The 15,507-nt window shown below is 68.5% G+C and carries 13 protein-coding genes; 10 read left to right on the top strand and 3 right to left on the bottom strand.

Annotated features, from left to right (window positions below):
* Window positions 1–302 precede the first annotated feature (302 nt).
* From THITH_RS01915 to hrpA, 4 genes are all read left to right on the top strand, one after another.
* Window positions 303–2,495, top strand: a complete 2,193-nt coding sequence (locus THITH_RS01915; protein WP_006746200.1) for a primosomal protein N' — start codon at window positions 303–305, stop codon at window positions 2,493–2,495.
* 327 nt (window positions 2,496–2,822) lie between these two features.
* Window positions 2,823–4,583 carry an arginine--tRNA ligase gene (gene argS / locus THITH_RS01910; RefSeq protein WP_006746201.1) on the top strand — a complete coding sequence of 587 codons (1,761 nt, stop codon included), beginning with the start codon at window positions 2,823–2,825 and terminating at the stop codon, window positions 4,581–4,583.
* Between the two features lie 97 nt (window positions 4,584–4,680).
* Entirely contained in the window at window positions 4,681–5,280 is a 600-nt protein-coding gene (locus THITH_RS01905) for an SPOR domain-containing protein (RefSeq protein WP_006746202.1), read from the top strand.
* The gene (hrpA, locus tag THITH_RS01900; RefSeq protein ID WP_006746203.1) at window positions 5,280–9,233 is read left to right on the top strand and encodes an ATP-dependent RNA helicase HrpA; all 3,954 of its coding nucleotides are present in this window, start codon (window positions 5,280–5,282) and stop codon (window positions 9,231–9,233) included. Before THITH_RS01905 ends, hrpA begins: the two co-directional genes overlap by 1 nt.
* A gap of 90 nt (window positions 9,234–9,323) precedes the next feature.
* Here the strand turns inward: hrpA and THITH_RS01895 are convergent, their stop codons facing one another.
* Window positions 9,324–9,635 (bottom strand): hypothetical protein, encoded by a 312-nt coding sequence (locus tag THITH_RS01895; RefSeq protein WP_156925477.1) that lies wholly within the window; start codon window positions 9,633–9,635, stop codon window positions 9,324–9,326.
* 456 nt (window positions 9,636–10,091) lie between these two features.
* Here THITH_RS01895 and THITH_RS01890 point away from each other — a divergent pair, with 456 nt between their 5' ends.
* The 6 genes from THITH_RS01890 (at window position 10,092) to THITH_RS01865 (ending at window position 14,599) form a co-directional block, all read left to right on the top strand.
* Window positions 10,092–11,126 (top strand): DUF4382 domain-containing protein, encoded by a 1,035-nt coding sequence (locus tag THITH_RS01890; protein ID WP_006746205.1) that lies wholly within the window; start codon window positions 10,092–10,094, stop codon window positions 11,124–11,126.
* Between the two features lie 54 nt (window positions 11,127–11,180).
* Window positions 11,181–11,669, top strand: a complete 489-nt coding sequence (locus tag THITH_RS18640) for a hypothetical protein (protein WP_006746206.1) — start codon at window positions 11,181–11,183, stop codon at window positions 11,667–11,669.
* Between the two features lie 970 nt (window positions 11,670–12,639).
* The gene (locus THITH_RS01880) at window positions 12,640–13,212 is read left to right on the top strand and encodes a Spy/CpxP family protein refolding chaperone (RefSeq protein WP_006746207.1); all 573 of its coding nucleotides are present in this window, start codon (window positions 12,640–12,642) and stop codon (window positions 13,210–13,212) included.
* A 36-nt stretch (window positions 13,213–13,248) separates the two neighbouring features.
* A complete protein-coding gene (locus THITH_RS01875) occupies window positions 13,249–13,473 on the top strand; it encodes an addiction module antidote protein (protein WP_006746208.1) in 225 nt (74 codons plus the stop codon).
* Between the two features lie 492 nt (window positions 13,474–13,965).
* Complete coding sequence (locus THITH_RS01870; protein WP_006746209.1) at window positions 13,966–14,256, top strand: type II toxin-antitoxin system RelE/ParE family toxin; 291 nt, start codon at window positions 13,966–13,968, stop codon at window positions 14,254–14,256.
* Window positions 14,257–14,293: 37 nt separating this feature from the next.
* Window positions 14,294–14,599: a HigA family addiction module antitoxin gene (locus THITH_RS01865; RefSeq protein ID WP_006746210.1), complete on the top strand. Its 306-nt coding sequence runs from the start codon at window positions 14,294–14,296 to the stop codon at window positions 14,597–14,599.
* A gap of 121 nt (window positions 14,600–14,720) precedes the next feature.
* On the opposite strand, the gene THITH_RS01860 is transcribed toward THITH_RS01865, so the two are convergent.
* Window positions 14,721–14,927, bottom strand: coding sequence for a hypothetical protein (locus THITH_RS01860; protein WP_006746211.1), 207 nt, complete (start codon window positions 14,925–14,927; stop codon window positions 14,721–14,723).
* A 3-nt stretch (window positions 14,928–14,930) separates the two neighbouring features.
* The gene (locus tag THITH_RS18910) at window positions 14,931–15,467 is read right to left on the bottom strand and encodes a nucleoside recognition domain-containing protein (protein WP_006746212.1); all 537 of its coding nucleotides are present in this window, start codon (window positions 15,465–15,467) and stop codon (window positions 14,931–14,933) included.
* Window positions 15,468–15,507: the final 40 nt, after the last annotated feature.

Here is a 15,507-nt window from a genome sequence, read left to right as displayed (position 1 = left end):
GTCGGCTCAGGGCCCGGGCATGTCCCGGGCCTTGCGTTTTTTGGGGCACCGGGGTTATGCACAAGCCCGGCGCTCCGGGTCCGGCCGGTACGGATAGCGCGCACTCCTCTGAACGACTCGAACGAAGAAACCTCAAGTTATTGTTTTTGAACAATTCGAGGATTCTGGGCATTTTTTAACCAAATTGACATACACCCTTGCCAGGCCTGGGTTCCTGACCACTACCCCAAATCTTTCCACAAAGTTATCCACAGGTTTCGTGGATAACTCGCCTGCCAGCGCGATCCCGTAGACTGGCACCCATGCCGCAGGAAACCTTCGTTCGGGTCGCGATCGACCGCCCACTCGACCGGCTGTTCGACTACCGCTGTCCGCCGGAGCTTCGGCTGCTCCCGGGACAGCGGGTCCGCCTGCCGTTCGGGCGCAGCGACACGGTCGGGGTCGTGATGGAATCGGTGGCGACTCCGGCGGTCGCGACCTCCCGGATCCGGACGGTCGGCGCGCTGATCGATCCGGATCCCGTGCTGACCGCACCGTTGCTGGAACTGCTGCGCTTCACCGCCCGCTACTATCACCATCCGCTGGGCGAGGTCGTGCTCAACGCACTGCCGCCCGCACTCCGGCGGGGCGCCCCCCTGCCCGGCCCGCGCGTTCCCGAACCCCTTTGGCGTGCCGATATCGACGCGGACCCGCCCCGGCGCATCGGTCCGCGCCAGCAGGCGACGATCGACGCGTTGCGCGAGGCCCGGGCGCCGCTGACCCGCGAGGCGCTGAACGACCTCACCGGACTAGGATTGCGCCGGGCGGAACTCGAGCGGATGGCCGACCGCGGACTGCTGGGGACCGAACCCGCCACCGTGGCGACCACCGAACCCTCGGGCGGCGGGCCGGCGTTCCCCCTGACCCCGGAACAACGCGATGCCCTCGCGGAGATCGTCGGTGCAAGCGGCCAGCCAGGGGTATTGCTGCTCGACGGCGTGACCGGCAGCGGCAAGACCGAGGTTTACCTGGAGGCCGCCGCGCAGACCCTCGACCAGGGCGGGCAGGTCCTGATCCTGATTCCCGAGATCGCGTTGACGCCGCAGCTGATCCAGCGCGTCAGCCGCCGCTTTCCGGGCCAGGTCGCGGCGCTGCATTCGGGACTGGCCGTGAACGACCGCCTGCGCGCCTGGGACGACGCCCGGCGCGGCGAACGCCCCCTGCTGCTCGGCACCCGCTCGGCGCTGTTCACCCCGCTCCCGCGGCTGGGGTTGATCATCGTCGACGAGGAGCACGACCCCGCCTACAAGCAACAGGACGGCCTGCACTACCATGCCCGCGATCTCGCCATCCTGCGCGGGCACCTCGAATCGGTGCCGGTGGTGCTGGGGTCGGCCACACCGACGCTGGAGACGCTGGAGAAGGCTCGCAGCGGACGCTACCGCCACCTGCGCCTCGGCACGCGCCCGGACGGCTCCCAGCCGCCGGCGGTGCACTGCCTGGATACCCGGGTCCACCCGACCGACGAAGGTCTCAGCACCCCGATGCTCGACGCGATGCGCGGCACGCTGGCACAGGGGCGCCAGTGCTTCATGCTGCTCAATCGGCGGGGCTTCGCCCGGGTACTGAGCTGCGACCACTGCGGCTGGGTGGCGGATTGTCCGCGCTGCGACGCGCATCTGACCGTCCATGCCGCGATCCGGCGTTCGGTCTGCCACCTCTGCGGATACATCCAGCCGCTGAGCGACGCCTGCCCGCAGTGCGGGCAGGCGCTGCGCCACCTTGGAGTTGGAACCCAGCGCCTCGAACGCGCCCTGTCCCGGCATTTTCCGGACACACCGCTGATCCGCCTGGACCGCGACAGCATCCGGCGGCGCGGCGCGCTGGAACAGAGCCTCGAAGCGATCCGCGGGATGGAGGCTGGGATCGTCGTCGGCACCCAGATCCTGGCCAAGGGCCACGACTTCCCCCGAGTCGGGCTGGTGGGCATCATCGACGTCGACCAGGGCCTGTTCAGTGCGGATCTGCGCGCCGCCGAGCAGACCCTGCAACTCGTGCTGCAGGCAGCCGGTCGCGCGGGCCGGGCTGGGGATCCAGGCGAGGTATTGATCCAGACCGGGCACCCGGAACACCCGCTGATGCGCGCACTGCGGGGCGGGGACTACGCGGCCATGGTCGACCCGCTGCTCGACGAACGGCACCAGGCGGGAATGCCGCCGTACGGATATCTGGCGCTGATCCGGATCGACGGGCCGGGCCCCGAGGCAACCCAGCGCCAGGCCGAGGACATGGTGCGCCAGCTGCGCCGTCACGCCCGCGAGGTGCGCGTGCTGGGGCCGGCGCCGGCGCCACGGCACCGGGTGAACCGCCGGTATCGCGAGCAGATCCTGCTGGCGAGCAGCCGCCGGGCAACCTTGCATCACACCCTTGGCGAGACCCGGCGCCATTGGGAAGCGCACCCGCCCCCGCGCAGCCTGCGCATCAGCATCGACGTCGACCCGATCACCCTCGCCTGAGATCTCGAGATTAACTCTCATGGCGCACGCAGCCACCCCCGATGATGAAAGAGGCGTAGGGCGGAAAAGGCCGAAGGCCGTCATCCGCCAGCTGGCGCCCGGATTGCCGCGGGCGCCTGGGCACTGCGAGCGCCGTATGGCGGATGACGCTGCGCTTTTCCGCCCTACAGGTCACCCCGGACGCGCGCCGCGGGTTCTTTCACGTTAACCTGGTGTTCCGAAAGGCGGGATTATTCGGGAACCCTGTTGCCTGCGGTGGCCGTGCCCACTCGACCGGCGCTTGCGGTTACAATAGCGGGCTGTCTCCAACTACCGGTTATCACGGCCTTGAAACAAACGCTCGTCCAGGCGCTGGAGACGGCGCTCGCACAGCTGGTGCAGGAAGGCACCCTCCCCCCGGACCACGGCGTCGAGGTGCAATTGACCCGCGCCCGCGAGCGCGAGCACGGCGATTTCGCAACCAACCTTGCGATGCAACTGGCGCGGCCCGCCCGCCGCAAGCCGCGCGAGATCGCCGAACGCATCGCGGCGGCACTGCCCGATGTGGCAGGGCTGGCCGCAGTCGAGGTCGCCGGCCCCGGGTTCATCAACTTCCGGCTCGCTGACGACGCGCGCTTCGCGGTCCTCGCGGCCATCGCCGATGGCGGCGCCGATTACGGCCGATCGAACGTCGGTCAGGGGCAGCGCGTGCAGGTGGAGTTCGTGTCGGCCAACCCGACCGGCCCGCTGCACGTGGGTCACGGTCGCGGCGCGGCCTACGGCGCGACGGTCGCCGATCTGCTCGCGTTCTGCGGTTTCGACGTGACACGCGAGTACTACGTGAACGACGCCGGGCGGCAGATGAACATCCTGGCGGCAAGCGTGTGGCTGCGCTACCTCCAGAAACGCGGCGTGGAGCTGCCGTTTCCGGCCAACGGCTACCGGGGCGAATACGTCAACGCGATCGCCGACGACCTCGCGGTGCTGCTGAAGGATGCCGGCGTGCATCCTGCCGACGCGGTGCTGCGAGATCTGCCGGCGGACGAACCCGATGGGGGCGACAAGGAGGCCTACATCGATGCCGTGGTCGATCGCGCCCGGGAACTGTTGGGTCCGACGCTGTACCGGCAGTTCTTCGACCATGGTCTGAACGCGATCCTCGACGACATCCGCGACGACCTCGGCGCGTTCGGGGTGCACTATCAGAACTGGTTCTCCGAACACAGTCTTGCGGATTCCGGAGCGATCGACGCCGCGGTCGCGCTGCTGCAGGAACGCGGAGCGCTCTACGAGGACAACGGCGCGCTGTGGTTCCGCTCCACCGAGTACGGCGACGACAAGGACCGCGTGGTGCGCCGCGAGAACGGCGACTACACCTATTTCGCTTCCGACATCGCCTACCACCGGGACAAGTTCGAGCGCGGCTTCGACCGCATCATCAACGTCTGGGGCGCAGACCATCACGGCTACGTTGCCCGCGTGCGGGCCGCGCTGCGCGCGCTGGGCCTCGACGACGCGCGTCTGGACGTGCTGCTGGTCCAGTTCGCGATCCTGTATCGCGGCACCGAACGCGTGCAGATGTCGACGCGTTCCGGCAGTTTCGTGACGCTGCGGGAACTGCGAGACGAGGTGGGCTCCGATGCGGCACGCTATTTCTACGTGCAGCGCCGCTGCGAACAGCACCTGGATTTCGACCTGGAACTGGCGAAGACCCAGTCCAACGACAACCCGATGTACTACATCCAGTACGCCCATGCGCGCATCGCCAGCGTGCAGCGCCAGGCGGCCGAGCGCGGGCTGTCCGCCGCCGCGGCGAACGGCCCCGAAGTGTCCCGCCTGACGCTGGACCCGGAGACGGACCTGCTGACCCGGCTGGACCGCTTTCCCGAACTCGTGGCGACCGCGGCGCTCGCGCACGAACCGCACCAGCTGGCCCAGTACCTTCGCGACCTCGCCGCCGGCTTCCACGCCTATTACAACGCGGTGCCGTTCATGAATGCCGAGGATCCGGAACTGATCGGGGCACGGCTGGCGCTGATCGGCGGCATCCGGCAGGTGCTTGCGAACGGTCTGGGCCTGCTCGGTGTCCGTGCTCCCGAGAGCATGTAGCCCACAGATCGCAGCGCTTGCGCGCCACCCGCTTTCCGGCGCTGCGGGACCGCTGAACGGCCGCGCCGGCAAACTCAAGATCGGTTAGGATTTCAACATGGCCCAGGCACGCAAGGTCCGGCGCAGGCCGGCCCCGCAACACGGCAGCCGTCCGATTCCCGGATGGGTCTGGCTGCTCGCGGGCATGCTGGTCGGTCTGGCCGTCGCGGCGGTGTTCTACCTGCAGGGGGCGGACCGGATGGGGCAGGATCCCGGCTGGCTCACGCACGGGGAGACGGCCGCTCCGGCGCCCCCGGCCCAGGAACCGAGGCCCGAGCCCATCCCGCAGGATCGCACCCGCTTCCAGTTCTACGAGCTGCTGCCCCAGGACGAGGTACGGGTACCGCCTCCGCCGGCGCCCGCGACTCCCCGGGCCGCCACCCCTGAACCGGCTCCGACCCCGGAAAGCCGCCCCGAACCCCAGGGCCGCGTGCTCTTGCAGACCGGCTCGTTCCGGCGGTACGCGCAGGCCGACGAGATGAAAGCGCGGCTGGCGATGATGGGGCTGCAGGCGAACATCCGCGAGGTCCAAGTAAACGGGCAGACGTTCCACCGGGTGTACCTGGGACCGTTCGACAGCGACGCCCAGGTCAACCGCACCCTGGAGCGACTGCGGCGCGAGAATATCGAGGCCCTGCGCCTGCCCGCCTCCGGCTGATGACCACTCCGGCGCCGCCTGCGCCGGTCCGGGAGCTGGAAGCGCGGATCCCGGACCTTCTTCGCCGCGACGAGGCCGCGCTGCGCACGCTGCTGGACCGCGCCACACGACGCCTCGCGCGCGAGCAACCGGCGGACCGCCTGCTCGCGCAGGCCGCGCGTTACCTCGACGAAGCTCTGCTGCGGGCGGAGGCGTTCCGCGCAACGCTGCCCGAGCCCCGCTACGCGGACGACCTGCCCATCCATGCCGCGCGCGAGCGCATCGTCGCGACGATCCGGAACCACGCGGTCACGGTGCTGTGCGGCGAGACCGGATCCGGAAAGACCACGCAGCTGCCGAAGCTCTGCCTGGATGCGGGGCGCGGCCGCCGGGGACGGATCGGGCACACCCAGCCGCGCAGGATCGCCGCCCGATCGGTGGCGGCGCGCATCGCCGAGGAACTCGGGTCGGAGGTCGGCGCCGCGGTCGGGTACAAGGTGCGCTTCAATGATCAAACGGGCCCCGACACCCACATCAAGCTGATGACCGACGGAATCCTGCTCGCGGAACTGCGCCAGGACCCCGACCTGCTCGGCTACGACACGCTGGTCATCGACGAAGCCCACGAACGCAGCCTGAACATCGACTTCCTGCTGGGCTATCTGAAAAGGCTGCTGCCGCGCCGGCCGGATCTGCGCCTGATCATCACCTCGGCGACGCTGGATCCGGAACGGCTGGCCGCTTTCTTCGGCGACGCGCCGATCCTGGAAGTCCCGGGCCGCGCCTGGCCGGTCGAGGTTCGCTACCGCCCGCTGCAGGCACCCGACGACGACCCCTCCGGGGAACCCGCCACCGGCAGCCTCCCCGAACGCGACCTGTTCGACGGCATCGCCGACGCAGTCGCCGAGTGCTGCCGCGAAGGCCCTGGCGACATCCTGGTGTTCCTGCCCGGCGAGCGTGAAATCCGCGACGCGGCGCTGCGCCTGCGCCGCGAACAGCCGGCGCATACCGAGATCCTGCCGCTGTACGCCCGGCTCTCGGCGGCGGAACAGAGCCGGGTGTTCCGGCCACACCCCGGCCGGCGCATCGTGCTCGCGACCAACGTCGCGGAAACCGCGCTGACGGTGCCCGGCATCCGCTTCGTGATCGACACCGGGCTGGCGCGGATCTCGCGCTATTCCTGGCGCTCGCGGGTACAGCGGCTGAGCCTCGAGCCGGTCGCACAGGATTCCTGCAACCAGCGCGCCGGCCGCTGCGGACGCCTGGGCCCCGGCATCTGCTACCGACTGTTCAGCGACGAGGACTACGCGCTGCGGCCCGAACACTCGGACCCGGAGATCCTGCGCTCGAACCTGGCCGCGGTGATCCTGCAGATGGCGGCGCTGGGGCTGGGCGATCCCCGGCACTTCCCGTTCGTCGACCCGCCCGACCCGCGGCTGATCCGCGACGGCTACCGACTGCTCGAGGAACTGCACGCGGTCGATGGCAAGGGCCGCATCACCGCGCACGGGCGCCGGCTCGCGCATTTTCCGGTCGATCCGCGCTTCGCGGCGATGCTGCTCGCCGGCGGCGAGCGCGGTGTGCTGACCGAGACGCTGACCATCGCGAGCTTTCTGGCGCTTCAGGATCCGCGCGAGCGTCCGGCCGAGCACGCTCAGGCCGCCGACGAGGCACAACGCGCCTTTCGCGTCGAGGGCTCCGATTTCCTGACCATCGTGCAGCTCTGGAACGCCTGGCACCGTACCCGCGAGGAGCTCGGCAGCAGTGCGCTGAAACGCTGGTGCCGGGAACACTTCCTGTCCTACCTGCGAATGCGGGAATGGCAGGAACTGCGCGCCCAGCTTGCGACGCTCGCGCGCCAACTCGATCTGCACCGCAATGAACAAGCGGCCGACCCGGAGCCCCTGCACAAGGCGCTGCTCGCGGGCCTGCTGGGGCATGTCGGCCGCAAGACCGAGCGCGGCGACTACCTCGGCACCCGCAACCGGCATTTCCAGATCCACCCCGGGTCGGGGCTCGCGAAGAAGCGCCCGGACTGGATCATGGCCGCCGAGATCGCCGAAACCACCCGCGTCTATGCCCGCGAGGCCGCGTCGATCCGTCCCGACTGGATCCTGGAGGTCGGCCCGCATCTGCTGAAGCACCACGTCCACGAGCCGCATTTCCAGGCGCGCGACGGGCGCATCGGCGCCTGGGACCGGATCACGCTGTACGGGCTGGTGGTCGCGCCCCGCGCACCGGTTAACCTCGCCCGCCACGATCCGCAGGAGGCCCGGCGGCTGTTCATCCAGCACGGGCTGGTCGAGGGCCAGCTGCGCTCGCGCTCGCGCGGACTCGCCACGAACCGGGCCGCGGTCGCCGAGATTGCCGAACTGGAGGCACGCGGACGCCGGCGCGACCTGCTCGCCGAGGAAGATCGCCTGCGCGCGTTCTACGACGCCCGCCTGCCCCCCGAAATCGTCGACGGTCCCGGCTTCGAGGCGTGGTGCCGCCGGGCCGAACGGACAGACCCGGACGTCCTGCGCATCGAGCCCGCGGAACTGATGAACGAGCCCGGGGCCGCGTTGCCCCAGGGCGCCTATCCCGATGCGCTCGAGATCCAGGGCATCCGCCTGCCGCTGAGCTACCGCTTCGAGCCCGGCCAGCCGGACGACGGCGTGACCGCGACGGTGCCGATCGCAGCGCTGAACGGTCTGCCCGACTGGCTCGGGGACTGGCTGGTGCCGGGACTGCTGGAAGAACGCGTGACCGGGCTGTTACGCAGCCTGCCGAAGGGACTGCGCCGCAATTTCGTTCCAGCCCCGGAATTCGCGCGCGCCGCGCTCGAGCGCATGCCCGCTGCAGAGGGGCCGCTGCTGCCCGCGCTCACCGAAGCGCTGGAAGCGATCACCGGCACCCGCGTGCCCGCTGAAGCCTGGCGTCCGGAACAAGTGGAACCGCACCTGCAGATGCGCTTTCGCATACTCGAACCCGACGGCGCCGAAGCCGCCAGCGGCCGCGACCTGCCGGCGCTGAAGCGCGGCCTCGGCGACAGCGCTGGGGCCCATTTCGACGCCACGCGGCCGGACGACATCGCCCGCGACGGCATCACCAACTGGGATTTCGGGCCATTGCCGGAGTTCGTCGAGTTCGAACACCAGGGCGCACAGCTGCGCGCCTACCCAGCGCTGATCGATGCCGGCGACAGCGTGTCGCTGCGCCTGGAATCGGACCCCGACAACGCCCGCCGGCTGCACCGCGGCGGACTGCGCCGGCTGTTCCTGCTCGGGTCGCATCGGATCGTGCGCGACCTGCGCCGGCAGTTGCCCGACATTCAGCGCGCCTGCCTGCACTACGCGGCACTCGGAAGCTGCGAGGCCTTGCGCGAGCAGATCCTGGCCGCCGCGGCCGATCGGGTGTTCCTGGCCGAGCCCCCGTGGCCGCGCGACGCCGAGGCGTTTCGCGAGCGGCTCGAGGCGGGCCAGCCCCGGCTGAGCGCGACCACCATGGAACTCGCGCAGCTCTCGGCGCGGATCCTCGCAGACTGGCACGACCTGCGCCGCCGGCTCGACGGCGACCTGCCACTGTCCTGGATTGAGGCGGCGCGCGACATCCGCGACCAGCTCGCGCACCTCGTCCCCGCGGATTTCCTGCTCGCCACCCCGCCCGAAACCCTGCCCGAGCTGCCACGCTACCTGCAGGCCATCGCGCGCCGGCTAGAGCGGCTGGAACATACCCCGGACAAGGACCGGCGCCTGCGGGTCGACATCGAACCGATGTGGGACGAAGCCAAGCGCCTGCTCGCCGCCCACCCGGAGGATCCAACCGTGCTGCGCTTCCGCTACCGCGTCGAGGAACTGCGGGTCTCGGTGTTCGCGCAGGAACTCGGCACCCGCGAAAAGGTGTCGATCCCGCGCCTCGCCCGCGAACTCGACGAACTGCGCCGGTCCTCCGCCACGCCGTTCCCGGTTGCACAACAGCTCCGCGGACGCTGACGACCTCGCTTGCGGACGTGCGCTCGGTGCGATAACGCCTCGCTCGCCAAGGACCCGCGACCCAAAGCCGCTTTCCCGCATCCGTCCGGGTCACTCCGGCAGCAAAGTGTTCTCGGCCAGCACCGGGACGTGGAAGGTCGCGCGGTAGTTCAGTCCCTTGCGAGGCAAGAGCAGAAAGAGTTCCCAGTGCACGCGGGGGAAGGCATCGGCGAGCGTGGTCGGGGGCTGACCGACTAAAAGCGCGAAGCTGAGCGTCACCTCGATCGCGCCGTTGCCGACCTGTCCGATTCTACGGTCGGTCGCCTCCCAGAGAGTCCGGGTGGTCCGCCTCGACCGGTTCCCTGAACGGCTCACTGTGGTCGCAACGCAGCGCAGCCAGACCCGGAAGGGTTCCTGGGGCAACACGCGGCTTGGGAGCCCGGTGCGGACCCTGCCCTGCAGATCCCCCCGGGGCGCAGCGGGCTGGACTCGAGATGGAGCAGGCTGTCACCGAACGCGCGCCGGACCAGCATGTCGCGCGTGATTACAAAGCTGAACATCAGGAAGCCGATCAGGCCGATCACCGCGCCGAACCAATAAGGTTTGGGGACTGTCCCCGTTCCCGCGCCCACCCCCCGGGCGGCTCCATGCCAACCGTCAATCGAACGCCGCGGGGCACCGGGCCAGTGCCGGCGGAATCCGGCACTGTTGAGTTCCCCGCAGTGCGTGCGCCCGTCTGCGGTTGCCCTCCTGCACAAGCGCCGCTATTCCGATGATAGCGGTTTTGTGAAGCGATCGAGTCTTCCGGCGGAGTCCCGGCGCTACCCTGAAAGCCATACAAGCGCGGCCACCCGGCCCGTGTGCAGGAGGATCGATCGGATGAAAAACCTGAACCTGTTTCCGGTCCTGGCACTTGCCGGTATCGCGATGTTTCAACTGGCCGGCTGCGGCGGAGGTGGAAGTTCCGGGGGCGACACCGGGCTCCTCAGCGCAAGCATCACTGACGCGGCCGTCGATGACATGGAGGCCGTGAACCTCCGCGTGATCGCACTGCAACTGCGCCTGGAGGGCGCAGGCGAAACCGACTGGGTGAGCGTAGACGTCCGCGACGAGTCCGGAGGCGCACTGGAGTTCAACCTGCTCGATTACCAGCACGGGGCGACATTCCCGCTGTTCGAGGACGAGCGCGTCCCGGCCGGCGTGTACGAGCATGCCCGCCTCGTGCTCGAGGCACCCGCAGGCACGCCAGGCGAGTGCATCGGGCAGGATCCGCTGGAAGGGTCGCACGTGATCGTGCGGGACACCCAGGCGCTGGTACCACTGTTCATTCCGAGCGGCGCGGACACCGGGGTCAAGCTGGCCAGTCCGTTTCGTGTCCCGGTGGACGGCTTCGCCGCCATCGTGATCGATTTCGACCTGCGCCAGGCACTGCACCAGCCACCCGCCTTCCGGGACGGGTGCTACTTCCTGCGTCCGGCCTTCCGGGTAGAAGCCGTGCAGAACACCGGCCGCATCGCGGGCACGGTGGCCCTGCCGCTACTGGACGGCCGCAGCGGTCTGTGCAGCGACAACGATCCGACGACCGGCAATGCAGTCTACGTATACGAGGGCTGGAACCAGGTTCCGGGGGACATCAACGCCGACGAGACGGTGCCGACGGCGGCGCCATTCGCGACCTCCGCGGTGATGTTCGACGCCGCCGGCGGCGGCGAGGGTTCCTACGCAGTCGCGTTCCTCCCTCCGGGAGACTACACGGTGGCCTTTACCTGCCGGGCCGACGACGAACGCCTGCCCGATCCGGATGCGGTGGATGAAGATGAACGCCTGGCCGTAGACGAACTCGACTTCCAGCAGCCGCAGAACGCGGTGGTCGAGGCGCAGGTCACCACGGTCGTGAACTTCGCGGCCGACTGAACGCGTCCACGCGTCGCAGCCCGATACCTTCAGCTGGACGGGTCCTGCCGCCCGATGCAGGCGATCGGTCTGCACGGACCTGAACCCGGAACGCGGCTGGCTGCACGTCCCATAGGCGGGGCGCCTTACTGCAAGGATTGGAGCGCGCAGAGCCTGAAACTCGAGGCCCCCGGCAGCTCGGTCCGGATCGAGCTCGATCGGCTGGCGGAGGCACGCGCGGTCAGCCGCGCGGCGGGTGCCCGGCGGCGGATCAGCCTGCAGCTGATGGCCGAGTCGGGGACGGCGTTTCTGACCATCACGGGTCCCGCGCCAGGAGATCGTCACGCGGGGCAGGTCTGGCAACTGGTGATGGAATCCCTGCTCCCAGCCAACTTCAAGACCCATGCTCCCGAGACGGCCTTGGCACCGCCCCCGCCCCCGGTGGACGTGGACGGCTTGGTAGCACAACACCCGCTGCCTCAGACCCGACTCGGCGCCTGGACACTGCCGCCCAGAAGCCGAAGGGCCGCCCACCAGCACGTTGCAGCGAGATCCCGCGGCTAGCCCGCCACGCAGGGGTCGTACCCGCGGGCTGGCGCTCACGCCCAGGCGGGCGCCTCGTCCCGGTCGCCACCGGCGCGGATCTGCGAATCGGCGCAGCCGCCGGCCCCACGATCAACACATCCTCGCTTGGCGAGGAAGGGCAATACTTCGAGGGATTCTTCAACGTGGCCCATCAGGGCGTTCTGCGGCACCACCGTGTGCCACCGGGATGGGTCATGCACATCGACGGGTCGGATCACGCGGGGCAGAAGCGGCCGTTGCCAAACATGGGGCGTCGGGCCTCTGGATCCAGGTCTCGGGCCACGCCCTGTTCGCAGCTCGGCTACTCAGACCCTGGGAAGCCTCCGCATTGACGCCAGAGGGAATCGAGTTCCTGATCCGCCAGGCCCTGCCGGTTCTCCAGGCACTGGATTCGCCCGACGCCCCGCAGCTTGAAACTCTGATGCCACCACGCACCGCGCTGGCGCAGGCAACCGGAGGATAGCCTTCTGCGAGTCTGGACCGCAGGCACCGCTACCGGCCCACTCCCCATCGAACGGCCCGCAGCGTCGCGCCCAGCGAAGGAACGAGGCCGTCGGCCTCGAAAGAGCAGGGTGTCGACACAAATCGCATGGTCTCCTCCAGCAAAAAGGCTTCTGGCTGGCTGGATACCGGATTCGAGCCCCGAAAGGCCTGGGCCGTGTTCTGGCGGGCTGATGCTGCAATCCAGCAGAACATGCCCGGTCCGCAACACCCGGCTGCCGATCCGCGGCCCGCTCTGGGCCGGTCAGCGTTCGCCCCAGAGTGGCTAGTCGCTCTCGCTGGTTCAGAGCCTCCAGTCGAGGCTCGAGCGGACACCCCCATTTGCCGTTGGTGAGCGTCAAGGCAGCATTCGAAAGAGAAAGTCAACCTCGTTCGTCCCATGCTCAGACCGTGTTGCTCTGTACAATCACGAACCACTTGTCTGCCAAGTCGACCCACGGAGTGACCCATGAAACTTCTGTTTGTGCTGCTGTTGCCAATCGCCATCCCAGCCTTCGCGCAGCCGCCTCATGGCGATCACCATCAGCCGCATCATGGGCACCAGCAGCTCGGTCATGGGCACGCTCATGGCGCAGGCGCGCATGCGCCTTACGCCGGCTTGGAGGAGCGAAGCATCAAGGCCCTCTCCGAGCAGGAGATCAAGGATCTGCGCGCCGGACGCGGCATGGCCATGGCACTGGCTGCGGAATTGAACGGGTATCCGGGGCCGCTGCATACGCTCGAGCTGGCGCGCGAACTGGAGCTGACTCCCGAGCAGGAGCAACGGACCCGGCAGCTTTTTGCCGAGATGCAGCAGGAAGCGGGACGGCTCGGCGAGAAACTCGTGGACGCCGAGGAGGCGCTGGATCGCCTGTTCCGGGAACAGGAGGCCACGCCGGACTCGGTGCTGAAGGCCTCGATGGAGGCGGCGGAACTGCGGGGCCAACTACGCGCCACCCACCTTCTCTCCCATCTTGAGATGATGGCCGTGCTCAGCCCGGAACAGGTCGAGCGCTACAACACCCTGCGCGGCTATCGGTGATCGTTGTCACGCCGAAGCAAAGCTCGGCGCGACAACGTGACGCTGAAGCGCTGGGACGCAGTGAACCACCTCCACACGGACGAGGACATGGCGCTCTATCTCGATGCGTGCTTCGCCGAAGATCCCGGGGACGGGAGCCTGATCCGGACCGCGCTCGGCGACATTGCTCGAGCCCGCGGTATGACCCAAATGGCCCGGGACACCGGCATGGCTCGCAAGGGACTACACAAGGCAGCGAGGGAAACCCTGAGTTCACCATGATCATGAAGGCTGTGCGGGCCCTCGGGCTTCGGCTGCACGTCCAAAGCGCGAGCGAGAACCGGGAACCGGGCGCTTCGGTGCCGTACCAGCCACTCGAACGCGAAAGCCCGGTCGTGCCGGGGCTCAGACGACAATCGGGTACGGGCCTCTCAGTGTCCCGGGCTGGGTCACTGCAATACCTCTGCTCGAGCGGCTTCCTCGGCCTGCCGAGGACAATCGCCAACACCCATTGCCGGGGCGCCTCCGTCCATCTGGACCTACCTACTGGTACGAGCGGATGTCGGGGACTCTTGCCGACCCGGAGCGGGCACTGCGGCCTTGTTCGGCGGCAGCCGCAACGTTTCCGAAAGCGGCCGGCCTGAGGCGCTGCAGATCAGGCGAGGTGGATTCACCTTCTCCGGGACAACCACGTTGCGCTTGGCGAAGCCGTGGCTGTGGTATTATGCTTTCCGTGAAGCATAAATAACGACCGTCCTATGCCGAGGTAGACGCGTGATCGTTTCTTTCCGCGGCAAGGGTACCGAGGATATTTTCGATGGCGTGGACTCGAATGCGGCGCGGCGAACCCTGCCAGCGAACCTTCAGGCCCGTGGTGCCAAGGTCTTGGACCGCCTGAACTCCGCCGTGTCCCTGCAGTCCCTGTCGCTTCCCGGCCTGCGCCTGGAGAAACTGAAGGGCAATCGATCCGGACAGCACTCGATCCGGATCAACGACCAGTACCGCGTGTGCTTTCGCTGGACCGAGGCCGGGGCGGAAGATGTCGAGATCGTCGACTACCACTGACCCAAAGGGTGCAGAAGAACGCCGGAGGATCCACACCATGCGCCGTCTGCCGAAGAATCGTCGTCCGACCCCCCCGGGCGAGGTCTTTCTGGAAGATTTCCTGCTTCCACTCGGGATCACACAGAAGGACGCGGCGGCTCGCCTTCACATTTCCGTTCCGCGCATGAACGAGATTGTCAGGGGTAAGCGCGCCGTGACCCCCGATACCGCGCTCCGCTTCGCGAAGTTCACGCGGACCGAGCCCGAATTCTGGCTCAACCTTCAACAGGCGGTGGACCTGTGGGATGCGATGCACTTGGCCCAGGCTGCGCTGGACGAAATCCGGCCTGCTCAAACGGCCTGAACGCGCGGGGATCGCCTCATTCCGGGGCATGGCCCTGCGCCTCCTCGAAAGGTTACACCGGTACAGCCCACGGCAATCGCCCAAAGCTTTCCATATGGGCCGGATGCGGGGCCGGGCGGCCTTACCGATGGTCGCGTTCTGAATCTTCGGAGTGCGCTTCTGCCTTGGGGCAGCGACGTTCGCTGGGGCAACTCGCACAGGTCGGTTTCCCGGCGCGCGGCCAGAGTTTGCGGTAGAGATACATCACCGCGACGAGGACTACAGCGCCGACCAGAAGCAGGTCGGTGAGGGACAGGCCGGAGGCCTGCGGAGCCAGCGGATCGCTCATGGGTCAGGCACCTCCGGTGTCTTCCGCCAGTCGTGGCGGGGGAGTGGACCGGCGGCGCGGCCAGAGTCCGATGATCAGCAGCAGCACGAGCGCGGTGGTCCAGAACCCGGCCATCATCGTCAGCGCATCGACCTGATAGCGTACCCCGGCCGTGTACACGGCGCTGGCGAGCAGCAGGCCGAGGATGGTCGGAAATACGATCGAAAACAGCATCCACCCGGTCGACGCGGTCTGGATCCGGACCATGATCGCGGTGGCGAGGCAGGGCGGGTAGATCGCGAAGAACACGATCAGCGACAGTGCGACGAGCGCGGCGTGCTCGTGGCTCATCGCTTCGCCCATGCGCTGTTCCAGGGTCTGGGCGCCGCCTTCCTCCTGCTGGAACAGCACACCCAGCGTCGCGACCGAGCTCTCCCTTGCGGCGAAGGAACTGAGGAGCGCGACGTTGATCTTCCAGTCGAAGCCGGCCGCCTGGGTGACCGGCTCGAGCGCGCGCCCCACCCGGCCGAGCAGGCTGTTGACGATGCGCGTCTCCTGCATCTCCAGCCGCAGTGTGCGCCGTTCCTGGTCGAGCTGGCGC

Origin of the sequence: Thioalkalivibrio paradoxus ARh 1, from assembly GCF_000227685.2 — a bacterium.
GTDB lineage: Bacteria > Pseudomonadota > Gammaproteobacteria > Ectothiorhodospirales > Ectothiorhodospiraceae > Thioalkalivibrio > Thioalkalivibrio paradoxus.
Note: the sequence above shows the minus strand (reverse complement) of the source record. Positions and strands in the feature narration are given on the sequence as shown.